We start from the raw sequence: 24,233 nt of genomic DNA on the forward strand, positions 1-24,233 counted from the left end.
GTGTAGCGCAGGCAGGCACTATACCAAACCAAGCCCTGCCGGGATTGGACGCGAGGCGTTCGACGACTCTGAGATCGCTGACTCTGAGATCGCTGACATGACCCCGACGGGGTCAAAGCCAGTAGCCGGAGGTGAGCGAAGCGACACCTCCGGACATCCGGTCCCCCGTCAGACGCGACCCCGAAGGGTGTCGAAGCAAATGACGTCGGCGCCCTCGGACCCGGCCAGCCCGCACGCTCAAGCTCACCGATCGACTCGTTTACGAACGCGGACTGCCGCACCGCCGGCGGATTGATTCGCTGCGACCCGTCCGGGTCGAGGGGATTCTGGGGTCGTGTTCCCCGGAGGTGGCGCTGCGCTGACCTCCGGCTACTCGCTGAAATCCCTTCGGGATACTCGGATCGCTGACGCTCTCCGCTAACACCTGCAGGGCTCAACCCCCGAAACCCCTCCCCTACAGCTTCACCGTCACGGTTTTGCTTTCGGTGTAGGGCTTCAGTCCTTCTTCGCCGAGTTCGCGGCCGTACCCGCTCATCTTGAACCCGCCGAAGGGGGCGGCGGCGTCGAACACGTCGTAGCAGTTGACCCAGATCGTGCCGGCTCGCACGCGGGCGGCGAAGTCGTGGGCGTTGGAGATGTCACGGGTCCAGACCGCAGCGGCCAAACCGTAGAACGTATTGTTCGCTCGGCGGATCATGTCGTCTTTGTCGTCAAACGTCAGCACGCTCATCACCGGTCCGAAGATTTCATCGGTCGCGATCGACATGTCATCTTGCACGTTGTCAAAGATCGTCGGCGCGATGAAGTAGCCGGTGTCGCCCACACGATCGCCTCCGGCGACACACTCGGCGCCTTCGTTCTTTCCTTTGTCGATGTAAGACATGATCTTGTCGAATTGTGCCTTGTCGACTTGCGGTCCCTGTTGGGTGTCCTCGGCGAACGGGTCGCCGACTTTTCGTTTCATCGTCAGCGCGGTCAGTTTTTCGACGAACTCATCGTGGCAACTCTTTTCCACGAACACGCGGCTACCGGCACAGCAGCATTGGCCTTGATTGAGGAACAAGCCGATGTAGGCACCTTCGACGGCGGCGTCCATGTCGGCGTCGGCGAAGACGACGTTGGGGCTTTTGCCGCCGAGTTCAAACGTCAGTCGTTTGAGTGTTTCGGCGGAATCGCGGGTGATGATTTGCGCGGTGCGATGTTCGCCGGTGAACGCAATCTTGTCGATCAACGGATGTTTGACACAGGCCGCACCGGCGGTCGGTCCGAAACCGGGCACGATGTTGATCACGCCATCGGGGAATCCGACTTCTTTGGCCAGCTGAGCCATCCGCAAACATGTCAGCGGTGTCTGTTCGGCCGGCTTCATCACCACCGTGCATCCGGCTGCCAGCGCGGGTCCCCATTTCCAGGCCAGCATCAGCAGTGGGAAATTCCACGGAATGATTTGTCCGGCCACGCCGATCGGCTCGCGCCGCGTGTAACACAAATAATTTCCGCGAATCGGAATCGTGCTGCCGTGCAGTTTATCTGCGTAGCCGGCGTAGTACCGGATCGCGTCGATCGCCAGCGGCAAATCCGCGGTCAGACTGTCGTTGAGCGGCTTGCCGTTGTCGAGTGTTTCCAGCGCGGCCAACGCATGGATTTCCTGTTCCATCCGATCGGCCAACTGGTACAGCAAACGCCCGCGATCACGAGCGTCCATCTTGGGCCAAGCGCCGGAATCAAACGCGCGTCGGGCGGCCTTGGCGGCGGCGTCCACGTCGGCCGCGTCGCCTTCCGCAATTTGAGCGATCTCCTGTTCCGTTGCGGGGTTCAAGGTGGCGAACGTTTTTCCGCTGACCGCGGGAACCCATTTGCCATCAATAAAGCACTCGGTGTGTTTCACGTCGACTTCATTGGCCGATTTCGGTGCGGGTGAGAGTGTGGTGCTCATGGTGACCTCGGGCGGAAGGGGGGAATCGGTATCGGGACGGGAGGGAGTGTGTTTTACCGAATCGAATCGAGCCAAAGGGCGCTGAACTGCTCTTGACCTGATTTCTCCACCCATTTTAGGGTGATGATTGCCAGAGGGTAAACCGATAGCCGATGAAGGAATGTCGGCATGCGCCAACCAATTCGCCCGAGAAAAGGCTGCAAGGATGCAGAAACGAACGAAGCTCAAGCAACAGTTGTTGATCGCCGGTTGCGCCGGCATGATTGTCACGGCCAGCGGCTGCCGCAGCGCCATGCCCAAATGGAACATGTTCAGTTGGCGCAGTGCACCCTCGGCCGAAGCGCTCGCCGGTGCCGGTCCAACCGTCACCTACCCCGCGCCTCCCGGTGAATCCGCAACGCCCGAAGCGATCGCATCGGTCGCCGGCGGAACCAGCGGACCGTCAACACAGAACGTGATCGTGGCATCCGCCCAATCACCCAGTTCGCCCGTGACGGGCTTTGACGCGGTCGCCGCGGCCAACCGCACCGCATCGTCGACCAACCGGGCCGCCGCCCAAGCGAACGGCTTTAACGTCGCATCAAACCCATCAGCCGGCGGAGTGTCTGCAGCCAAATTGCCCGGGTATTCGAATCCCGATGCCGCTGCCCCGGGCAATCATTCTTCCGTTCCGGCGATCCCCGCCGGCTACCAATTCGGCACCAATGCGAAGTCGGCGGCGCGGCCCGAGGCTGCGGCCAGCAGCCGTTATGCGATGCCGTCGTCCTACCCGGCACCCGGTGTCCCTGAGTCCGGATCGGGCTCCGCATCCGGCTACACCCTGCCTGCCAACTCCAGTCCCGGAGCAAGTTCCTCGCCCTCTTCCGGCGCGGGCGGTTTCGGTTTCCCTGCGGCCGGTGCATCGAGCTCGGCAACGTCGCCCGGTGGGTTTGCGCTGCCCGATTCGATGATCAACACGGTCAAGGCCGCCGCATCGGGTGCTTCCGCGACGGGGCCAACCCAGTCACAGCCGTTCACGCCCAAGCCGTCGACAACCAGCGGGACGGCGACGCAATCGATCGCCGGATCGACAACCAACTCGGGGTTTAGTCTGCCTGGTGACGCCACGCCGTCGGCGCCAGCGAATGGTTCTGCGACAGCGAATCGCAGCGCGTCGGCACCCTCGTTTTCCACCGCCAGCGCGTCGCTGGCGCCGTCTGCCAATGGATCGTTCCGATCGAATTCCGGCAGCGGATATGCCCCCGGCAGCACTGCCGGATCGGGCTCTTACCCGACCACCAGCGGTTATCCGAGTACGGGGACCGACGGAAGCTTTTACCGGTAATCAGACCGATGAACTTGATGATCTACCTCGCGACATGGTCCGCCGTGTCGCTCTCGGCGGCCACGTTCTCGGCGAGCGGGATTTTGCCGGGCGGCCGCGATTCCAACACGACCGTGGCGGAAGTAGATCTGGTCGAGTTGAACCACTTTCTGGACGACCATGGCCGCGAAGTGTTTCGCCAAGTCGTCTTTTTTGACTGGTCCCGAAAGAACCGCCAATTCGAAGTCCGCGCCTGGCGGTTGGTCAAGCATCCCTCGCAACTGCCGCGCCAAGTCGACCAGTCATCGACCTACTTGGTCCGCTGGCAAGACAAGTCGATCACACGTCAGGTGCGCGCCAAGTCGATGCGCGAGACGTGGAGCCAAGAGGACCCGGAGCGAGTCAACCGCGCGATCTTGCCGGAAAATCAGCGTCGACCCCTGTGGCCGACGAACTAGCGTCTATGCAAGTGCTTCGCCCGACGGGATTGCCCAAAGGGCATGCACATCCACAGCCTGGGGGCACGGAACGAGCGCCGCGGAGTGACCGCCACCGCAGGAAAGCTGCGTTCAGCCTTCGACGTCGATGCCCATGCTGCGGGCGGTGCCTTCGATCATTCGGACCGCTTGGTCCATGCTGCGGGCGTTCAGGTCGGCCATCTTCTTGGTGGCGATGTCTTCGCACTGGGCACGGGTGACCTTGGCGACTTTGTTGACGTTCGGCACTCCGCTTCCCTTGGCGATTCCGGCGGCCTGCTTCAGCAGCGAGGCTGCCGGCGGGCTTTTGGTGATGAAGTCAAAGCTGCGGTCGTTGTAGACCGTGACGATGACCGGGATCGGGGTTCCGTTGTATTCTTTGGTGCGATCGTTGAACGCTTGGACGAACTGTCCCAGGTTCACGCCGAACTTACCCAAGGACGTACCGACGGGAGGAGCCGGAGTGGCTTGACCGCCGGGAACTTGAAACTTTGCCTGTCCTGTAACTTGCTTTGCCATGATCGGATGATTGGTATGATTTTGAGTTGACTGAGTGGTTCGGCGTTAGGTTAACTACACCGGTTCGACTTGCCAGTGATCCAATTCCATAGGAACGCTGCGGCCGAAAATATTGATGATCACAGTGATGCGGCCGTTGGCTTCATCGACGGCGTCGACATCACCTTCTTGGTTTTCAAAATTCCCTTCCTTGACCCGCACACGATCGCCGACTTTGAACGGGATCGCGGTTTTGATCGGGGCTTCTTCTTCGTCCTCGGCGATCGGCCGGTTGATGAACCGATCCACATCCGCCGGGTCCATCGGCATCGGCTTGCCCGCCGAACCGGTAAAGTCGCTGATCCCGCCGGTTTCGCGGACCAGGAACCAGGTGTCGTCGTTGATGGCCATGCGGGCCATGATGTAACCGGGCAAAAGCTTTCGTTTGGTGATCCGCTTTTTCCCGTCTCGGGTGAACGTGGCAATGTCTTCGCTGGGGACGACCACGTCACCGAAGTATTCTTCCATCCCTTCCATCGCGATTTTCTTTCGCAGCGCGTCGGCGATGGAATCTTCGCGGTTGAACGCGACCTTCAGGATGTACCAATCCATTTCGATGTCGCCGCTGGGGGCGTCGTCATCATCGTCGTCGCTGTCCAGGAAGACTTCGCCGGTCGATTCACTGGTTGATTCACTGGCCGCTTCGGCGGTTTCGGCTTCCTGAGCCTCGTTTTCCTCGGCGCCAGCGTCCGCGGAATCGTTTTCCTCAAGCACTTCACTGGACTCGTCAATCACTTCAGAGTCATCGGTGTTGGGAGATTTGGATTCGTCGGTCATTGGAACACTGGAAACGGCTGGGAGCGTAAAACGTGAAAAGCGGCGGGCGAGAGGTGCGGCGACCGACCAGATTGCAAATCTACCAGCAAATCGCCTCAGAGCAATCGGCTATGCGGTCGCCCACAGGGCATCGAAGAAAGCTTGCCAGAAGACGTCGAACAGGAACAGGGAAATCGCCAGGATCGCGATCGTCACGATCACGACGACCGAAGCCCGTTTGACCTCGTCGCGGCTGGGCCACGTCACCTTTTTCATTTCCGCTTCGACGGCGATCAGAAAATCGGCAAAGCGTGGCCAGTTGATCAGCCGAAAACCGATCCACAGCCCGGCCAGCAAGATGCCCGCGGGGATGCCCACCGCGATCGCCTTGTTGGACGTGGATCCGTCCAGGGTGGCGTACAGACGCCATGCGCCGAGTGCAACGATCAGCCAGATTGCCAGGACGGTCAACTGGCGGACGATGCGGCCTTGGTTCGGTTTGTATACGGAAGCGTGGAACAGTTCGCTTGATAGCGAACTTCCACTCGGGGCGGTACTCGCTTTGCTCCCGGCGATGTCTCGAGACACTCGATTGTCCTTACGTTCGGATCGGCCGGCTCATTCGGGCCGGCTTTTGTCAGCCAGTGTGGACGGAGGACCCGTTGCCTCCGCGGAAAGGCTCATCGTACATCCGCTCCCGGTCTTGGCACCAGAGCAGCGTGAAAAGCCGAAAATCAAAGCAGGAGTGGAGGGACTTGAACCCGCAACCGCTGGTTTTGGAAACCAGTGCTCTGCCAATTGAGCTACACTCCTTCGCTGCGGCCGAACCGAAATTCGGCTTCGCGTAGTTTAAAGCAGAGAACCAACGACCCGACAGGCGGTTCGTTGGTTCTCGCGTTATTTTTCATCGAGTTTGGCGTCCCAAACAGGTGCCAAACGGTCCCGATTCGGGGACTACTCGACGATTTTGGTCACAACGCCCGAACCGACCGTTCGGCCACCTTCGCGGATCGCGAAGCGGACGCCATCGTCCATGGCGATCGGCTTGTGCAGTTCGACGGTGACTTTGACGTTGTCGCCGGGCATGCACATTTCCGCACCTTCCAGGTTGGCGGTGCCGGTCACGTCGGTGGTTCGGAAGTAGAACTGGGGACGGTAACCGCTGAAGAACGGCGTGTGGCGTCCGCCTTCGTCTTTGCTCAAGCAGTAGACTTCGGCTTCGAACTTGGTGTGCGGGGTGATCGAGCCCGGCTTGGCCAAAACTTGGCCACGCTGGATTTCTTCACGCTTGATACCGCGGAGCAGGCAGCCGACGTTGTCTCCGGCACGTCCTTCGGTCATTTCCTTGCGGAACATTTCGACGCCGGTGCAGGTCGTTTTGGCCGAGTTCGGGCCGAGGCCGACGATTTCGACTTCTTCGCCGACCTTGATCACGCCACGCTCGATCCGACCGGTCGCGACCGTTCCACGACCTTCGATCGAGAACACGTCTTCGATGGCCATCAGGAACGGCTTGTCGTCTTCGCGGACGGGCTCGGGGATGTATTCATCCAGCGCTTCCATCAGCTCGGTGATGCACTTGCTGGCTTCCGGATCGCTGGGGTTGTTGTAGGCCGGCAGTGACGATCCGCGGATCACGGGGACGTCGTCGCCCGGGAAGTCGTACTTGCTGAGCAGTTCACGGGCTTCCAATTCGACCAATTCCAACAACTCTTCGTCGTCGACCAAGTCGCACTTGTTGAGGAAGATGACGATGTAAGGAACGCCGACCTGGCGGGCCAGGAGCACGTGTTCCTTGGTTTGCGGCATCGGGCCGTCGGCGGCCGACACCACCAGGATCGCACCGTCCATCTGGGCGGCACCGGTGATCATGTTCTTGACAAAGTCAGCGTGGCCCGGGCAGTCGATGTGGGCGTAGTGACGATTGTCCGATTCGTACTCGACGTGGGCGACCGCGATGGTCACCGTCTTGGTTGCGTCACGCACGGTACCGCCCTTGGCGATATCCGAATATCCCTTGGCTTGTGCCAAGCCTTTGGCGGCTTGGACTGCCAGGATTGCACCCGTCGTCGTTGTTTTACCGTGGTCAATGTGCCCAATCGTGCCGACGTTCACGTGGGGCTTGGTCCGTTCAAATGTTGCCTTGGCCATTTCTAACTCACCTGCGTCAGATCGTTCTTGCTACTTGTCGGGGGATACGCCCCTGACGAGCCCTCTCGAGTGGTGACCGTGTTCACACCCACGGTGGTTCACCGACCCAGCGGTCGCGACGATCCGACTTTGTTCTTCTAAACAGACAGAAAATCGTATCCAAGAACGCCCACCAAGGACGTCCCGGTTGTTGCTTCAGTACTCCCGCCAGAGAAGGCAATCATCAGTGCCGCTGGCGAGGGTGCGTAGTTGTTGCGAAAAGTCGCGTCGCTTGCAATTGCTGATTGCAAAAAATCAGCAAGATCCGCACCAACTTTCCAGATTCTCAGTTCCAGACGCTCAAGCTGCTGATGGGACTTGAACCCATGACCTCTTCCTTACCAAGGAAGTGCTCTACCACTGAGCTACAGCAGCGACGCTCAGAGCGGGTGAAGGGAATCGAACCCTCGTATTCAGCTTGGAAGGCTGCTGCACTACCATTGTGCTACACCCGCTTGTCGTGCTCGGGGATCGTTCACCCCCTCAACACGGTTCTCAGATTCGGAGATCGCGTCATCTCTCATCATTCAGTGGGGGCTATTGGATTCGAACCAATGTAGGCGTAGCCAGCGGATTTACAGTCCGCCCCCTTTAACCACTCGGGCAAACCCCCTCAACGTTTATCGTGTTGTCTTGCTCTTGTTGCTCGTCCGGTTCCTGTAAAAACGTGTCTGGAGTGTTCGTCGCGAAGTTTGTCGTTTCAAGCCGTCAGTGGCAAGGTGGCCAGGGCTTCGGTTGGGAACTTCCGGGTTGTCTGGTGGTCGGTGGTCGATGCCCAGGCCGGGAATCCCGTGCCAGAGCCAGCGGAGGGATTCGAACCCACGACCGGCTGATTACAAATCAGCTGCTCTGCCAACTGAGCTACGCTGGCGATTCGACCGCCCTGCCGCCAGGTTGTTCTTCCTAGCACTGCCTTTTTCCCCGCGCCGATGCCAAGCATCCATCGCTGGGAGACGGCAGAGTTTAGCAATCGATCGTTCTGGGGCAAGCCGGATTTGACCTCTCCGGTGCTCAAACACCCAGATCGACCTGATTCGCCGGACCGCGACAGGTTCCTCTGGATCCGGTCTCGCTGACATCTGGACAGTCCGCTGAAAACTTCGGTTCGCTGCGTGAAGCACTCTTTCGGCCATCTGATCGCCGATCATGAGGCAATTCGGCGGTTTCAGCGGCCGAATTCAACGACCTCGCGATCGGCGGCCAAACTGACGCAGGTTTGACGCCCCCGCAGCGCCTCGGTGACCTCGCGAAGCATCAATTCCGGCTCGGCGTCGATCGGATTGACGTGCGTCAGCATCAGATGCTTGGGCGCCGACGCCTGGGCGATTTTGGCCAGCCGGCTGCTCCAGGTGTGCCCGGTCTTGTTGGCCCACTCCGAGCTGGCGTCGGAAAAATAGCACTCGTGCATCAGCAGATCCGCCCCGGCGTTCCACTTGATCGCCTCCCCGCTGTCGTCCCCGGTCGTGTCGGTCAAATACAACAGCCGCGTCCCATCGAGCCAATCCAGTCGATACCCGACGGACATGCCCGGGTGCTGTTGAGGTCGCCAGCGGATCGTGCAGTCGCCGATCGTGAATTCGGGCAACGCGTCGATTTCCCGATATTCCGCCTGAATCGGTACCGGAAACAACAGATCTGAAAACAGGTGCTGCTCGATTGCCGCCAGCTTTTCTTTCTCGCCCCAGATTCGCAGCCGATCGACGGGCCGTTGATACAACACGTCCAGCAAAAACGTCAGCCCGGCGACATGATCTAGGTGGGCGTGGCTGAGCAGGATGTCCAGCGTCGGCGTCTCAATCAATTCGGCCAACCGAAACAGCCCCGTGCCGGCATCCAAGACAATTCCGCTCTCGGGCAAAAAGTAGCAGCTCGTGTGCCGATCCTCGTTGGGGTGATACCCGGCAGTTCCGAGGCAATGCAGTTGCATGATCGACTGTGCTGGCGGTTCGGGAGAGCGAAAAAAGCTGGCGTCGGCGTCAATTGTAGTGCAAGCGACGCCCGCGTTGCTATCTCTGCCCCCGTTTCCTCTCCGCCCGCGTCAGCTCGTACAGCAGGATCGCGGCGGCCACCGAGACGTTTAAACTGTCGACCAGCGGTCCGCACCCCGGGGCGGTGGGCATGGGAATCGTCACCCGTTCGCTCGCCGCACGCTGCACTTCCTCCGGCAACCCCTGGGCTTCATTGCCCATCACCAGGACCGTCGGCTGTGCGTCGATGGAAACCTCGCCGATCGCAATCGAATCGGCCGCCAACGTCGACGCCAGGCTGACCACCCCTTGGTCGGCCAGAGACCGTAAATCGCGGGCCGGATCGCTCATCACCAGCCAACGCATGCCCAGCACCGCTCCCATGCTGACCCGCATCGCCCGCCGAGAAAACGGGTCGACCGAGCGGTGATCGATCAAGATCTGTCGGATCCCCAATGCCGCCGCCGAACGCACCATGCTGCCCAGATTCTCCATGTCGGTCGTGTGGACGAGCGCCAGGGAGACCGGATCGGGGCGGAAATCATCGATCCCGCCGAGCGGTTTTCGCGACGCACTGGCCAGGAAGCCGCGGTGGAAATCGAACCCGGCCAGCTGACGCATCTGGTCGCGGGAAACGGCATAGACCGGTGTTCCAACAGCCACCTCACCCAACGCGCCCAAATCGCGGCCCTGTTCGACCACCACCGATCGCACGCCAAAATCGCTGGCGATCAATCGGCCCGTGATCAGTTGCCCCTCGACGACGAAGTGTGTCGCGTTCAACACGCGCCCGGTCGGCCGACGCTTCAAGTCGCGAAAGTCCGACAGGCGGGGATCGTCGGCCGAATCGATCGGGATCGGCTGGATCAGAGGGTGGCTTCGTGTCATACGACGAGTGCTTCGTCAACGATTGGATTGCGGTTGCCGCGGAAAAGGGGTCAGGTACCAAAAATGCGAAGCACCCGTTGGGCCATTTGGTTTTTGGTACCTGACCCCTTTTCCGCTTTCGTGTCCATCGGCTACGGCGTGAACACAAGCCGCTGCATCTTCGCCGGAATGCCTTCGCTGGTCACCCACACCCGCCCCTTGCCGTCGCCCGCGATCGCTTCGACTTGCTTCAGCTTTGGTAATTCGAAAATGTCGGGGATCTGCCGCAGACGAGTTTCCAGCGGAATGCGTTTGGAAGCGGGGAAGCGATAGGCTTGAAGGTAATTTGAGATCCAGAGGTCTCCCGTCAGCGGACAAAAATCCATGCCGGTCGCAAGCGGGATCGCGAGTGTCTGGATCGGCTTGGCTTCCAGTTCGATCACCGAGGGGCCCACTGCCGTCCGATCGCCTTGCGGACGCTCGGGCAACGGAATCTCGTACATCGTCGCGAGCAACGGCGACTTGCCCAGCATCAAAATCCGTCGCCGGCGGACATCGACCGCGACGGATTCACAGTTCCGTGGTCCGCCCGGGTAGCGAATCACCAGGTGCTGGAACGAATTGACGAATGTCCTTTTGCGAGGATCCGGCTCGTCGAACAAGTACAGCGAAACCGATTTGCGCTGGGCATCGTTGTCGCCCACGTCGGCAACGAGTAACCGAGCCCCGCCGTCGTCGAACGAAGCCATGTCTTCCCAGTCATGCGCCGCAACCCCACGCAGCACCAGCCGTCCACAATACTTGCCGCTGGTGGTGAACGCGTACAGCCTCGCTTTGTCGCCGGAATCGTTGTGCGACCAAACGCATTGTGGAGCGACGTGGGAAAACGCCAGGCCGCTGCTCTCGGTCAGTAACGGGGCGTCGAGTTCCAGAAACGCGTGCCCCGCCACAACGGCTTCGTTCTTCGGTTCCCAGGCGTGGATGTTCGCCGGCGTCAAACAAACAAACCCCGGTAGCCAGACTACCAGGAACGCGAAGGAACATGCGGTGGAAAATCGACGTAGCGTCGTGCGACGTTGCATGGATCAGCTTGTGGTTGTTTCCGTCTCCGATCCGACACGAGGCGATTGCCTCACCGGATGCCATTCATTTCCGGAAGCCATTAATTTACTGTGACTTGAGCTGCGACATCACCTGTTGCACGATTTTCTCGATCACTTGATTGGAAACCCGTGGCGTCGGCGCGTCGACAAATTCTTTCAACAAATCATCGATCTGCCGCTGGGCTTCGGCAATGGCTTCCTTTTGCCGCTCAGAAATCGGGACGCGTCCCGGACCGAGATCCCAACCGCGAGACCGGGCGCCGGCGCGGAACCCTTCGGGGAACTCGCTGATCGAGATCATGGCGTCGAACAGCGGCAGCAACTGGTATTGCAACTTCATCGCCTGGTCGATGTCGCCGGCAACCACGCTGCGGTGAATCGCACGAGTCAGTTCGGGGACGACACCACTGGTCGCGTTGGTCCCGCCATTGGCGCCCACCACCAGCATCGGCACCAAGGCCGCATCCCAGCCCGTCAGGAAACAAAAGTCTTCGCGGATCGGACGGATCTGCGAGATCATCCGCATCATGTTCGGCAAGTCACCCGAGCTGTCTTTGATGCCGACCACGCGAGGGCATTCCGATGCCAAACGCACCACGGTGTCGACGGAAATCGGCGACGCAAACAGGGGAATGTTGTACAGCGTCACGTCCACCGAGACGGCATCGGCGATCTCGCGGAAATACGCGTAAACGCCTTGATCGGAAAGCCGGTAGTAAAACGGGGCGACGATCGCGACCGCTCGCACGCCCATCGCACCATAGGCTTCACACGCCGCAATCGTCTCCTTGGCATTCGCCTCGGCGGCACCGGCCAAGACCGGCACGCGGCCGGCGGTCTGGTCCACCACCACCTCGACGATCCGCCGCCGCTCTTCGGCGGTGAACCGAATGAATTCGCCCGTGCTGCCGTTGGGGTACAGCCCATCGACGCCTTTTTCGATCAACCAGTCCACGTATCGACGCAACGTGTCTTCGTCGACACGACCGTCACGATCGACAGGCGTGATGTTGGGGGTCAAGATTCCGGTGATTGGGGTGGGCATCAATACGCAGCGAATTCGAGGATGAAAATGTCTTCCGAAAGAATAGTTCAGAGCTAGAGCGTGGGGTAAGCATCTTGCTTGCCATTACGGCGGAAAACCAGGCGACCGCAAGCTGGAAGCTTTGGCCGCTGGAAACACAGACTGATCGCTAGCTGGAAGCGTACGCCACGTTCGCAAGCTGGAAGCTTACGCCACGGGGTGGGTTAGGCGAGGAGTTCTCGGACGACTCGGGCGGGTTCGACGCCGGTCAGTCGCTGATCGAGCCCCTGGAATTTCACGCTCAATCGAGTGTGATCGAACCCCAGTTGATTCAGAATCGTGGCATGCAAGTCGCGGACATGCACGCGATCACGCGTCACGTTGAAGCCGAATTCATCGCTCTCGCCCAGCGTCGTGCCCGCCTTCATCCCGCCGCCGGCCATCCACATCGTGAACGCGTTGGGGTGGTGGTCGCGACCGTCGTTGCCACCGCCCTGAACCATCGGCGTGCGTCCAAATTCGCCGCCCCAAATCACCAACGTCTCCTCCAACATCCCGCGTCGCTTCAAATCTTGAATCAACGCCGCACAGGCCTGGTCGGTGTTCTTGCAATTGGTTTTCAATCCGCCGACCAGATTGCCGTGCTGATCCCATGCTTCATGAAACAGCTGAACAAATCGAACGCCACGCTCGACCAGTCGCCGCGCCAATAAACAGTTTTTGGCAAAGGACGGTTGATCGGGATCGGCACCGTACAGGTCCAGCGTCTGCTGCGATTCCGATTGGATGTCCATCAATTCCGGCGCGGACGATTGCATGCGGTACGCCATCTCGAAGGAATTGATGCGCGTCGCGATCTCGGGATCACCGGTCAATGCCAGACGCTGATGATTGAGTGCCGTGATCGCGTCCAACGCGTCTCGCTGCGCGCGTGCGTCGACCCCCGGCGGATTGGACAAATACAGCACCGGATCACCGACACTGCGGAGCTGCACGCCGGAATACATGGTCGGCAAAAAACCGCTGCCCCAGTTGCTGTTGCCACCGCTGGGCCCCTTGCTGCCGCTGCTGAACACGACGAATCCCGGCAGGTCCTTGGACTCACTGCCCAACCCGTAGAGCGTCCAGGCACCCAGGCTGGGCTTGCCAAACAATTGCGACCCGGTGTTCATCATGATCTGCGCGGGCGCGTGGTTAAATGCGTCGGTCGTCATCGATTTCACGATCGTCAATTCATCGGCGACCTTCGCCGTGTGCGGCAAGATCTCGCTGATCTCCGCACCACACTCTCCGTGGCGGGCGAATTTGAATTTCGGTCCCAGCAGTTTTGAATTCGGGTCGATGAATGCCGCCCGATAACCTTTCAGTAGTTCCGCCGGCGGCAACGTGCCGTCGAACTTGGCAAGCTGTGGCTTGTAGTCGAACAATTCCAGATGGCTGGGCGCCCCGGCCATGAACAGAAAAATCACGTTCTTGACTTTGCCGGGAAAGTGAGGCTGGCGCACGGCAAGCGGATCGGCCGTCGACGCGGCACCGGATTCTTCAGCCATCAGCTGTGCGGCCGCAATCGCACCCAACCCGACGCCACAATCTTTCAAGAACCAGCGCCGCGATCGATTCAGGTTATTCATCATCTATATCTATTCTCGTGTGATCGTTTCATCCAAGTTCAGCATCACGCGACAAACCAGCGACCAAGCCGCCAATTCCGTCGCATCCAAATCGTCCAGGGCCAGCAGCGGAGCGGAAGACAGGATGGATTCCGCGGAGAGTTCCTTCGAATCAATCCGTTCGCGTTGACGTGCCAGGTAATCAGACAACACGCGTTGTTCTGCGCCGCTCGGTGCACGTCCGACACACCGCTGGAAAGCGAACCGGATGCGTCGGCCGTCGTCGACCGATTCGTTTTCATCAGCACTATCTTCCGTAACATCACATTCACGCATCGTCTTGGCTGCCAGCGCGATCGAGCACTCCAGAAACATCGGTTCGTTCAGTGACGTGAGCGCTTGCATCGGCGTATTGGACGTGCTGCGACGGACACAGGACAGGTTGCCGGGGAGGGCGTCAAAGTTTTCCAGCATCGGATAGGGCACGCTGCGAAATCGAAACGTGTACAACGCCCGTCGGTAACGCTGGTGGTCTTGAGCGACATCCCAGACCTTGGGGCCGTAGCTGACCGGTGGGGTGAACAAGAACTCCGGCGCCGGCGGGTAAACGCTCGGTCCGCCCACGCTGCGGTTGAGCAATCCGCTGGCCGACAAGGTGATGTCACGCACCGTTTCGGCGGGCACCCGAAAGCGTGCTCCCCGCGCCAACAGTCGGTTGTAAGGATCGCGCCGGGCCAATTCAGGCGACAAGTTTGAGGATTGCCGATAGGTTGCCGAACTGACGATCAAACGGTGCAAGTGTTTTAGACTCCAGTGGTTCTCGATCAGTTCGGCCGCCAAGAAATCCATCAGCTCCGGATGCGACGGCGGCGCACTTTGTGTCCCCAGATCGTCACTGGTTTCCACCAAGCCGACTCCGAAATACGCTTGCCAAATTCGATTGACGATCGATCGGGCCGTGGTCGGGGATTCGTCCGAGGCCAACCACCGCGCAAACTGCAATCGCTTGGGCTCGGTGATGCTCGGTTCGGCGTTCGTTTTCAACGGATGCAAAAACGCCGGGACGTGCGGCTGGACTACTTCGACGGGGCTCAGGAAATCACCCCGCGCCAACAACGAGGTCGTCCGCGGCGGGTCGCGTCGGGCCAAGGTCAATTGCGTGGTGCCACGGGGATGCGATTTCCAAGCCTGCTCGATCGCGTCGTTGTGCGGTTGTGCGTCGGCCACGGTGGTCCGCCAATGAGAAAACACGGCCGCTTCCTCCGCCGGCGTCCATTGGTCCGGTGCCTGTTGAATCAATGTGGCGACGGCCTGGGGCAGCGGATCAAATTCCGGGATCGCGTCTGCGGTCAGCGAGACGCGAAAACGTCCGATGTTGAAAGTCTGGTTGTCGTCACTGTTCCATCCACCGTGTCGCTGGGCCAGATGGACGGTGACGATGGCGTGTTGCCCGTCGGGGATTTCGATCGGCTGGTCGAATTCAAACCACGCGGTTTGCGAGATGTTGCTCAGCGGCGTGTCGACTTCGTTGGTCCAGGCGGTCGTCTCGTCGCCGTCGATGGCAAAGTCGATGCCTCCGGTGATGCGTTTCTGGTCCTTCTTGTTGTCGTACCGCGGTTTCAACTCGGCGACCGCCGGCGAGCGATCGGCGACGGCGCGGCTGAATTTGATTCGCGTCGATTGCTCGGGGGCGCCCGACAATGCGACGTCGGCCGTCAATTCGCTCAGCGCCCACGTCCCGTCGACACTTCGTCCCGGTCCGACACGCGGAAGATTCGGGTGTGTCAGCAATTCCAATTGCAGTCCCGTCAGCCGCTTGCCATGAAAGGTGCCAGTGCCTTGCGGTTTGAAGTTTGTCGGCGCATAGCTTTGGCACAAATACGACCCATCGCCTTGGGGTTGGAACTTCGATCCGCTCAGCGCCGTGTCCAAGAACGACAATTCAGTCGCCGTCCAGTTCGGTTCGTCCCGTGACGCCACTTCTTTCGCCCAGCGGTGCATCTGCTCGCGCCAGTCGGGCATCGCTTGCTTGATCAAACGCTCCTGTTCTTCGATCTGCCGCAGCACTTGCTGGCGGCGTTCGAGTTCACTGTCGGTGTAAACCGGCACGATCGCGTCATGCGTGTTGTTGAGGAACGCGAACATTCCGTAGTACTCGTGCTGCTCGATCGGGTCATACTTGTGCGTGTGGCACTGTGCGCATTGAATCGTCAGCCCCAGGATGGATTTGCCGATCGCGTCCATTCGGTCAAACATCGCTTCCATCCTGAACTGCTCGGGATCGGCGCCGCCTTCCTCGTTGACCATCGAATTCCTGAGGAATCCGGTGGCGACGTGATCGGCTTGTGTGGCATCGGGCAGCAGGTCGCCGGCGATTTGGCGAATGATGAAATCGTCGTAGGGGCGATCGGCATTGAACGAATCGACGACCCAGTCACGGTAAAACCAGGCTTCGCGGGGTTTGTCTTTTTCGTACCCGTCGGAGTCGGCATAGCGGGCCGCGTCCAACCACAGACGCCCCCAGTGTTCGCCATAGTGATTCGACTGAAGCAACCGGCTGACCAGATTCTGGTACGCCGTCTCTCCGTTCTCTTGAAGACGTTTGTCCCATGTCGCGACAAAGTCCGGTTCCGGGGGCAGCCCGGTCAAGTCCAACGACAGTCGTCGGATGAGCGTGCGGTTGTCGGCGGCCGGCGAAGGCGACAACCCTTCGGATTCGAGCTTACGAGCGACAAACGCGTCGATCGGATTCTTTATCCAGGTCGCCCGTTCGACGGGGGGGATTTCCGGGCGAGCCGGTGGCACGAATGCCCAATGGGTTTCGAACGCAGCACCCTGGTCGATCCAGCGTTTCAAGACGTCGATCTGCGACGCGTCGAGTGTCTTGCCCGAATCCGGCGGAGGCATTTTCAACTCGGGGTCGGTTTCGACCAATCTGGCATACAGCTCGCTGGCCGAGGCGTCGCCCGGCTGGATCACCGCGACCGCGGAATCAGGATCGTCCAAACGCAAGTCTGCTTCACGCGATTCTTCATCCGGCCCGTGGCAGGCGAAACAGGCATCGGACAAGATCGGACGGACCTGGCTGGCGAAGTCGATGTCACGACTATCGGTCGCGTTTTCTTGAGCAACGGACAGGCCGCAGCAGCACATCCAGGCCAGCAAGGTGGCGAATCTTTGATTCATGGGCGATCGTTGCGAGGTGGGGAGTGGGAGGGAACGTCATTGTACCATCGACGTGTCGACAACGTCTGCAAGACCGCCCGTTCCGCCGTCCAGTGGCAAAGACGAAAATCTTCCTACCCCAACTTCGACATCCCGCACGGACGAGTGATCTCCCTCCAAGCCATCGCGTCGGATTGAGCAAACGGATGGACTGGTAGATAATCGCAGCTCACGCGAACGCCTCTCCTCGGACCCGCCCCATGCGAATCGTCCTGTGTTATCCCGTCGGCAAGAAACATATCGACCAGATTCAAGCCGCGGCGCCGGATTTTGAAGTGGTCAACGCCGGCCAAGAACGGATCGATGAGCTGCTGCCGACGGCGGACATCTTTATCGGTCACGCCAAAGTCCCGGTGAATTGGGATCGTGTGCTGCAGGCCGGCAAGCTGCGTTGGATTCAGTCTTCGGCGGCGGGGTTGGATCATTGTCTGGTCCCCGGCGTGATCGAATCCGACGAGATCGTCGTCAGCAGCGCGTCGGGTTTGTTTGCCCCCCAAGTCGCCGAGCAAACGTTTTCGCTGCTGTTTGGCGTGATCCGCCGCGCTCCGCTGTTTTTCCGCGCCGAAGCGAAACGCGAATTCGTGCGGTTGCCCACCGATGATCTGCGTGGCAAAACCGTCGGGATCGTCGGCCTGGGCGGAAACGGTCGCTTTCTCGCGCGCGTGCTGGCCCCCTGGGACGTTCGCATCATCGCCACCGATTTCTACCCCGTCGATTGTCCGGCAGAGGTTTCGGAGCTTTGGCCGGCCGACCAACTCGATCGGCTGCTCGGCGAAAGCGATGTTGTGATTCTGACGTTGCCGCTCAACGGGGACACCAAGGGTGTGTTCGATGCCGAACGTTTCGCGACGATGAAGCGTGGTTCGTACTTGATCAACGTCGCCCGCGGATCGGTGGTGCAAGAGCAAGCGTTGTGCGAGGCGTTGGCCAGCGGTCACTTGGCCGGCGCGGGATTGGACGTGACGGAAGTGGAACCGTTGCCGCCGGAGAGTTTGTTGTGGGACGACCCGAAAGTCATGATCTCGCCGCACGTGGGCGCGCAATCCGCTCGGCGTGTCGACGATTCGACTGCTCTGGCCGTGATCAACTTAAGACGCTATCAGTCGGGCTTGCCGGTCTACAATCGCGTCGACAAACGACTCGGGTTCCCCCATCCGTCATCAGTCTATCGCGGTCAGGCCGATTGAGTCCCCACGCGGAGATTTCGTCCCCTTTTTCCGCCCGATCCCACCGCGTGCACCTTCCACCGCGTGAATCATGAGCAGTAGCAATCGAACAGCGATCCCCTGTGAAGCGGCGGTCTATCGCAACGATCACCCCGTCGGCCCGATGAGGTTGCCGATGAAAGATCAGGCGGCGTTCATCAAAGAGTTCAATCGACTGTATCGCGATGCGGGAATCGTCATTGAGCCGATTGAGCATTCAGCTGCCAATTGTAATCCAGGTAAGCAATGCTGACGGCATTGCCCAACGCGGCGCGCTGGGCCGTGGAGTCGGGCAACCAACCGGCGATCCGCCGTAACACTTCCGACTGGCCGTCGCCAAAATCTTCGCCGAACCAATTCAAGATGGCCGACAGATAAAATCGTTTTCCCGAAACGTCGTGGCGAAAGTTTTGGCTGCGCGAGAAAAAGTCTTTCGCGTTGGTGGTCAACTGTTCGTCAACACGCTCGGGGACATAGGCTTCACTCAGTAGGCGAGGGCAACCGATCGACGCGCACACGATCGCAAAATGGATCCGTGGCTCGCCCATCTTACGCAACACCTGGTGTTCAATTTCGTCTAACGAAAACGGTTGATGGCCGACGTGCAATTTCAAGTCATGCCAGATGTGGTATCCCCAAAGCTTGGGCGTGTGATTGCGAATGCTGGTCGTCGGGTACTCACGCAAGATGCCCTTGATGGTCAATGCGTTGTAGGCGTTGATCCAAAACGCCAGCCGATGGGCATGCGTGGTTTTCTCGTCCGCGGCGATCGAAGCGGTGGATAGATGTTTCAGGTAATTGTCGAGCGACGTTTGGTCTGGTCCGCTGGCGTGCCATCGCTTGTAATCGACTCGCCCGTCTGAATCGACATACTTTGCCAGCAACTTGTTCCAGCTCGAATGATCGATGGTGTGCATCGGAACCAACTTGGCTTTGGCATCACCGACGTAGACCGGTGTTCCCGCGACGGCGTGCCGGGATGCCACGACGCTGAGCACCAGCGCGGCGGCAAGTGTCAATGCGGTCGGAACGTGACGATTCATGGGCAAAGATCTCTGGCAAGGGGGAAGCGTGATTGTAGCTGGTTGATCTCCGGGCCAGCTACAGTGGCCAATGCCCACCAACGATCACGTTCCGCCAGGAGCAGGCAATCACATCGAATTGGCGGACGAGCCGGGCCAACACCCATCTCCGGTTTCCAGTGGGATAGGCTGAAAGAGGCTTCGTTCATCGCGGCCGGCCGCTAACAACCAGCATCACCCCCTCCCCGACACAAATCCCCATGAACCAGCCCGAGACGCCAGACGACGCTTCCGAGAAACCGTCGGGATCGAAATGGAAGTTGATCGCGTTTGCGATCTTGGCTGTCGTGATCCTGTCGGTGGGCTTCCTGTATCGGGACGTGATTTCGCTAGCGACGCTCGCCCAACGCGAATCCCAGCTGCGAGCGTTTCAAGACCAGCATCCGGTCGCAGTTTATGCGATTGCGTTTGGCGTTTACGTTGCCGTCACGGGTTTGTCGCTGCCCGGGGCCGCGGCGCTGACCTTGGTCTATGGATGGTATTTCGGATTCGCCCGCGCGCTGGTGTTGGTCAGTTTCGCCTCCACCGCCGGGGCGACGACCGCGTTTTTGAGTAGCCGCTATTTGTTGCGTGATGCGGTCCAGTCGCGATACGGGGAGTCGATGAAAACATTTCAAAAACGACTCACCGAAGAAGGCGCCTTTTATCTGTTCACGCTGCGGTTGATTCCCGCGGTCCCGTTTTTCGTCATCAATCTGGTGATGGGGCTGACGCCGATCCGGGTGCGGACATTTTGGTGGGTCAGCCAGCTGGGGATGCTGGCCGGTACCGCGGTTTACGTTTACGCCGGATCTCGCGTTCCCAATTTAAGCGTGTTGGCCGAAGCAGGCGTCAGCGCCGTGATCGCCCCCTCCCAGTTGTTGCAACTGACGGTCGCGTTCGCCCTGCTGGGGATTTTCCCGCTCGCCGTCCGCAAGATCCTGGCCGCCTTCCGCGGCCCCAAAGTGGCGTAAGCTTCCAGCTTGCGAAAAGTGTGGAATTCGCAAGCTGGAAGCGTACGCCACGTCCGCGAACCCCGGTTTGTTTTTTTGCGTCGGTGTTTTAGCATGACCGACATGAAATTCACCAAAATGCACGGCGCCGGCAACGACTACGTCTACGTCGATTGTTTTTCCCAATCCGCCCCCGAAAACGCTCCCGAATTGGCTCGCCAGATCGCCCATCGACACTTCGGTGTCGGCGGCGACGGGTTGATCCTGATTCGCCCCAGCGATTCGGCCGACGCGCGGATGCAAATGTTCAATGCCGACGGCAGCGAAAGCGAAATGTGCGGCAACGGAATTCGCTGCGTCGCCAAATTCGTTTACGACCACGGCATCGCCAAGCGGGACGCTCTCAAAATTGAAACCGGTGCTGGTGTGCTGGATCTGGCGCTTTCGGTGGGCAGCGACGGGCTGGTCGATCAAGTCACGGTGGACATGGGCGTCCCCGAATTGGTCGGGCCCAAGGTCCCGACGACGATCCCCACCGCCCGCGACGACCAACGTGTCATTGCTGTCCCGGTCGAATTCGCCGGCCGCACGCTGGAAGTGACCTGTGTGTCGATGGGGAATCCCCACTGCGTGATTTTCGTCGAAGAAGCGAGCGACGAGTTGGTCCTGGGGTTGGGGCCGAAAATCGAATCCGACCCGCGTTTCCCCAACCGCATCAACGTCGAATTTGTCGAAGTCCTGTCGCCGACCGAAGTTCGTCAGCGGACCTGGGAACGCGGCTCGGGCGAAACCTGGGCCTGCGGAACCGGCGCCTCGGCGGTCTGTGTCGCCGGCGTGTTGGCCGGGCGAACGGAGCGAAAGATTTTGAATCATTTGCTCGGTGGTGATCTGACGCTTGAGTGGATCGAGCAATCCGATCACGTGATGATGACGGGACCGGCCACCGAAGTTTTTTCCGGTGAGTGGCCGACACGTTGAATGAATCATTCGGATCCGAATCGGACGCTCTGACACAAGCCGTTTCCGTCAGCGAGCTGAACCATCAGCTCAAGGCGGTCGTCGAAGGCACGTTCCCGATGATGTGGGTGGCAGGCGAAGTGACCGACGTGGCCAAGCCACGCAGCGGACACATCTATTTCACCCTCAAGGATGACGACTCGCAAATCCGTGCCGTGATGTGGCGCAACGTGGCATCGCGTTTGAAGTTCGATTTGGAAAACGGCCAGTCCATTCTGTGTTTCGGCGGGCTGGAAATCTACACCGTCCGTGGCACCTACCAGATCGTCGTCCGCAAAGCCCAGCCGCAAGGCGTCGGGACGCTTCAGTTGGCTTTCGAAAAATTGAAAGCACGTCTGAACGCCGAGGGTCTGTTTTCCTATGAACGCAAGAAGCCGTTGCCGAGTCATCCGCGTCGGATCGGCGTGATCACCAGCCCCAGCGGCGCGGCGGTTCACGACTTTCTGGTCGCCGCGGAAAACCGCATGATCGGTGCGGAGATTTTTGTGATCCCGGCCCAAGTTCAAGGCAGTGGCGCCGCCGAAACGATCGTCCGTGGTTTACAAGCCGCAGCGATGGTGCGTCCCAAACTGGATGTCGTCGTCGTCGCACGCGGCGGCGGCAGCTTGGAAGACCTTTGGTGTTTCAATGAAGAAGCGGTCGTGCGTGCGATCGCCCAATGCCCCGTCCCCACGGTGTCGGCAGTCGGCCACGAAGTCGACGTGACGTTGTCGGACTTGGCCGCCGACGTTCGCGCCCTGACTCCGACCGACGCGGCCACGAAAGTCTTCGCCGATCGGTCGGGGATTGTTCAACGCGTCAACGATTTATCTCGCCGACTTCATCGGGTGATGCACTACGAACTCGAGCGGCGACAGGTTGCACTGGACGCATTGGCCAACCATCCGGCGATGTCCAAGCCGATGGAAATGGTGCACCTGCGGTCGCGGTTGGTCGATGAACTCGATCAACGGGCCAAGCAAGCGATCGATCGCCGCCTGCAGCAATCCAAGTCCAACGTCGCAACCCTGGCAGCAAGTCTCGCGGCGCTGTCGCCACTGAACACGCTGGCCAGAGGTTACAGCGTGACCAGCGACTGCGACGGCAACGCGATCAGCGATGCTTCACGGCTCGAGATCGGTGAGCGTGTCACCACACGTTTGGCGAGCGGCTCGTTCGAATCCATCGTGGATAAGATCGATCCCGCCTGAAGTCATGTCACGCTCCTGTACAGAGAAGGGTCAAGCGAAGCGCGGGGCATAGGCACCAAGTTAAGCCGTCGGTTCGTCGTTGAACTGAAGTCACCCTCCCTCTGGGAGGGTCGCGGAGGAGTTTGCGCTCGGAGCGGGGAGGGTGTCTTGGCGTCGTTGTTAGCATCGGTGCGTGGCGGGGCCGCGGAAGCCCTCCCCTTATAGCATCTCCTCAGTGTTCGGCGTTGAGCGTCCTTGCCATCGCGCAGCCCTTTCCGCAGCGCAGCTTTGGCATGGCGGATTCTCAACGCCGCGCTGATTATTATTTGAAGCGGTAGCCAGCGGAGTGCTACGGATCCCCTCCCCAGCCGCATGACGGCTTAGCGAGACTTCCGAGCACACCGCTCGCTTCATCCCAAAACGGATCACTCAGATGTAGCTTAGCGGGCTCTCTATAAGGTTTCCGAAGTGGGTGAGGCTGGACTACCAATCACACAAGCCTTTCAACTCGGTGAGACTACAGCATGAACGACAATTCACCCACACTCAACCAATCCATCGCGCTTTTTGTTGGAATCGATTGGGCTGATCAGAAACATGACTGCCACATCATTGATTCTCAAGGCAGAGAATCGGCGATGGAACTGCCCCACACCCCCGAAGCGATCAACCAATGGATCGCCAAGATGACTGAGAAAGCCAAGGGCGGGAAAATCGCGATCATGCTCGAACAGTCCAAGGGCCCCCTGATCCATGCCTTGATGTTCCGTCAGAACATCGTTCTCTACCCGATTAACCCTAAACAACTCTCTCGCTATCGAGAAAGCTATCCGGGTGGCGATGGCAAAAGTGATCCTACCGACGCGATGTATCTGGCCAGGCTTCTTCGCGAACGAATCGAGACCCTTAAGGCATGGCTGCCTGATGATGAGCAGACGCGATTGCTGAACCGGCTTTGCGAGCAAAGACGCTTCATCGTAGGCAGCCAAACAAAACTGCGTCAGCAGCTTATCAGCGTACTTAAACAGTATTTTCCTGTAGTTTTGGAGCTGTTCGGCAAATCCCACCAGCTGGATTTGCTACTGGCTGTACTCAAGCGGTGGCCTGATCCCAGGCAACTCCGTCGTGCTGATCGTCGGTTGATTGTTCGGGTTCTGCGAGAACACGGAGTCCGAAATGAGGAGCGGCAAAAAGAAGCCCTCGATGCCATTCGTAGCTCGCCGTTGCTCTGCGATGACTCTGCCCTGATCACTCCCATGTCCATGACGGTTAAGCATTTGGCTCAGCAAATCGAAGGATCCATCAAAACGATTGAGCAGTTCGACCAACAGATTAGCGAGTCGTTCAAGGCTCACGGCGATGCCCACCTGTTCTCCTCGCTCCGAGGAGCCGGCCCAGCACTTGCGCCTCGACTTCTGTGTGCGTTCGGTTCGCAGCGTGATCGCTGGTCCGATGCCGATGAACTGGCTTCCTTTAGCGGAATCGCACCCATCACGCGTCAAAGCGGAAAGCAGCGTCATGTTCAACGGCGCTATGCCTGCCCGAAATACCTTCGCCAAACCTTTCATGAGTTTGCAGCCGCAGCCCGGACATGGTGTCCGTGGACCAAAGCTCGCTACCAAATGTTACGAGCCCAAGGAATGAAACACCACGCGGTGCTACGCAAGCTCGCACGTAGTTGGATCCGGATTCTCTACCGCGTCTGGCAGACCCGCATCCCGTTCGACTGTGGTCGATACATTGAAACTCTCAAACGCCGATTACCCGGTATCGTCCCCTACCTCGAAAATTCCTGAAATCCGAAAACAAGCCA

At 59.6% G+C, this 24,233-nt stretch carries 19 protein-coding genes and 5 tRNA genes; 7 read left to right on the forward strand and 17 right to left on the reverse strand.

Going from position 1 to position 24,233, the window contains the following annotated elements; genetic code table 11:
- Window positions 1-454 precede the first annotated feature (454 nt).
- Window positions 455-1,936, reverse strand: coding sequence for an aldehyde dehydrogenase family protein (locus tag TBK1r_RS27675; protein ID WP_145218169.1), 1,482 nt, complete (start codon window positions 1,934-1,936; stop codon window positions 455-457).
- Window positions 1,937-2,141: 205 nt separating this feature from the next.
- Here TBK1r_RS27675 and TBK1r_RS27680 point away from each other — a divergent pair, with 205 nt between their 5' ends.
- On the forward strand, window positions 2,142-3,260 hold the full coding sequence (locus TBK1r_RS27680; RefSeq protein WP_145218171.1) for a hypothetical protein: 1,119 nt from the start codon (window positions 2,142-2,144) through the stop codon (window positions 3,258-3,260).
- Between the two features lie 8 nt (window positions 3,261-3,268).
- Entirely contained in the window at window positions 3,269-3,697 is a 429-nt protein-coding gene (locus TBK1r_RS27685) for a hypothetical protein (RefSeq protein ID WP_145218173.1), read from the forward strand.
- Window positions 3,698-3,808: 111 nt separating this feature from the next.
- Here the strand turns inward: TBK1r_RS27685 and rplK are convergent, their stop codons facing one another.
- The 15 genes from rplK to TBK1r_RS27760 form a co-directional block, all read right to left on the reverse strand.
- Window positions 3,809-4,234: a 50S ribosomal protein L11 gene (gene rplK, locus TBK1r_RS27690; RefSeq protein WP_095740494.1), complete on the reverse strand. Its 426-nt coding sequence runs from the start codon at window positions 4,232-4,234 to the stop codon at window positions 3,809-3,811.
- 54 nt (window positions 4,235-4,288) lie between these two features.
- The gene (gene nusG, locus TBK1r_RS27695; protein WP_372894598.1) at window positions 4,289-5,050 is read right to left on the reverse strand and encodes a transcription termination/antitermination protein NusG; all 762 of its coding nucleotides are present in this window, start codon (window positions 5,048-5,050) and stop codon (window positions 4,289-4,291) included.
- A gap of 108 nt (window positions 5,051-5,158) precedes the next feature.
- Window positions 5,159-5,617, reverse strand: a complete 459-nt coding sequence (gene secE / locus TBK1r_RS27700) for a preprotein translocase subunit SecE (protein ID WP_145218175.1) — start codon at window positions 5,615-5,617, stop codon at window positions 5,159-5,161.
- A 152-nt stretch (window positions 5,618-5,769) separates the two neighbouring features.
- Window positions 5,770-5,842, reverse strand: a tRNA-Trp gene (locus TBK1r_RS27705).
- 141 nt (window positions 5,843-5,983) lie between these two features.
- A complete protein-coding gene (gene tuf, locus TBK1r_RS27710; RefSeq protein ID WP_145218177.1) occupies window positions 5,984-7,180 on the reverse strand; it encodes an elongation factor Tu in 1,197 nt (398 codons plus the stop codon).
- A 342-nt stretch (window positions 7,181-7,522) separates the two neighbouring features.
- Window positions 7,523-7,594, reverse strand: a tRNA-Thr gene (locus TBK1r_RS27715).
- A gap of 9 nt (window positions 7,595-7,603) precedes the next feature.
- Window positions 7,604-7,674, reverse strand: a tRNA-Gly gene (locus TBK1r_RS27720).
- A gap of 76 nt (window positions 7,675-7,750) precedes the next feature.
- Window positions 7,751-7,832 (reverse strand) — tRNA-Tyr (locus TBK1r_RS27725).
- 185 nt (window positions 7,833-8,017) lie between these two features.
- A tRNA-Thr gene (locus tag TBK1r_RS27730) sits at window positions 8,018-8,090 on the reverse strand.
- A gap of 294 nt (window positions 8,091-8,384) precedes the next feature.
- Window positions 8,385-9,146, reverse strand: coding sequence for an MBL fold metallo-hydrolase (locus tag TBK1r_RS27735; protein WP_145218179.1), 762 nt, complete (start codon window positions 9,144-9,146; stop codon window positions 8,385-8,387).
- Between the two features lie 79 nt (window positions 9,147-9,225).
- Window positions 9,226-10,074, reverse strand: a complete 849-nt coding sequence (locus tag TBK1r_RS27740; RefSeq protein ID WP_145218181.1) for a TrmH family RNA methyltransferase — start codon at window positions 10,072-10,074, stop codon at window positions 9,226-9,228.
- A gap of 131 nt (window positions 10,075-10,205) precedes the next feature.
- Window positions 10,206-11,135 (reverse strand): hypothetical protein, encoded by a 930-nt coding sequence (locus tag TBK1r_RS27745; protein ID WP_145218183.1) that lies wholly within the window; start codon window positions 11,133-11,135, stop codon window positions 10,206-10,208.
- A gap of 85 nt (window positions 11,136-11,220) precedes the next feature.
- Window positions 11,221-12,201: a dihydrodipicolinate synthase family protein gene (locus tag TBK1r_RS27750; RefSeq protein ID WP_145218185.1), complete on the reverse strand. Its 981-nt coding sequence runs from the start codon at window positions 12,199-12,201 to the stop codon at window positions 11,221-11,223.
- A 203-nt stretch (window positions 12,202-12,404) separates the two neighbouring features.
- Window positions 12,405-13,814, reverse strand: a complete 1,410-nt coding sequence (locus TBK1r_RS27755) for a DUF1501 domain-containing protein (RefSeq protein ID WP_473772464.1) — start codon at window positions 13,812-13,814, stop codon at window positions 12,405-12,407.
- A gap of 6 nt (window positions 13,815-13,820) precedes the next feature.
- Window positions 13,821-16,976, reverse strand: a complete 3,156-nt coding sequence (locus tag TBK1r_RS27760; protein WP_419580467.1) for a PSD1 and planctomycete cytochrome C domain-containing protein — start codon at window positions 16,974-16,976, stop codon at window positions 13,821-13,823.
- A gap of 239 nt (window positions 16,977-17,215) precedes the next feature.
- Between TBK1r_RS27760 and TBK1r_RS27765 the strand changes: the two genes are divergently transcribed.
- Complete coding sequence (locus TBK1r_RS27765) at window positions 17,216-18,202, forward strand: D-2-hydroxyacid dehydrogenase (protein ID WP_145218187.1); 987 nt, start codon at window positions 17,216-17,218, stop codon at window positions 18,200-18,202.
- A 215-nt stretch (window positions 18,203-18,417) separates the two neighbouring features.
- On the opposite strand, the gene TBK1r_RS27770 is transcribed toward TBK1r_RS27765, so the two are convergent.
- Window positions 18,418-19,263 carry a DUF547 domain-containing protein gene (locus TBK1r_RS27770; protein WP_145218189.1) on the reverse strand — a complete coding sequence of 282 codons (846 nt, stop codon included), beginning with the start codon at window positions 19,261-19,263 and terminating at the stop codon, window positions 18,418-18,420.
- A 239-nt stretch (window positions 19,264-19,502) separates the two neighbouring features.
- Between TBK1r_RS27770 and TBK1r_RS27775 the strand changes: the two genes are divergently transcribed.
- From TBK1r_RS27775 to TBK1r_RS27790, 4 genes are all read left to right on the forward strand, one after another.
- Window positions 19,503-20,255, forward strand: coding sequence for a TVP38/TMEM64 family protein (locus TBK1r_RS27775; RefSeq protein WP_145218191.1), 753 nt, complete (start codon window positions 19,503-19,505; stop codon window positions 20,253-20,255).
- 102 nt (window positions 20,256-20,357) lie between these two features.
- Window positions 20,358-21,212: a diaminopimelate epimerase gene (gene dapF / locus TBK1r_RS27780; protein ID WP_145218193.1), complete on the forward strand. Its 855-nt coding sequence runs from the start codon at window positions 20,358-20,360 to the stop codon at window positions 21,210-21,212.
- Complete coding sequence (gene xseA, locus TBK1r_RS27785) at window positions 21,209-22,441, forward strand: exodeoxyribonuclease VII large subunit (RefSeq protein WP_145218195.1); 1,233 nt, start codon at window positions 21,209-21,211, stop codon at window positions 22,439-22,441. Before dapF ends, xseA begins: the two co-directional genes overlap by 4 nt.
- Before the next feature lie 503 nt (window positions 22,442-22,944).
- Window positions 22,945-24,216, forward strand: a complete 1,272-nt coding sequence (locus TBK1r_RS27790) for an IS110 family RNA-guided transposase (protein ID WP_145206998.1) — start codon at window positions 22,945-22,947, stop codon at window positions 24,214-24,216.
- The last annotated feature ends 17 nt before the right edge of the window (window positions 24,217-24,233 follow it).

Source organism: Stieleria magnilauensis (genome assembly GCA_007753675.1).
GTDB lineage: Bacteria > Planctomycetota > Planctomycetia > Pirellulales > Pirellulaceae > Stieleria > Stieleria magnilauensis.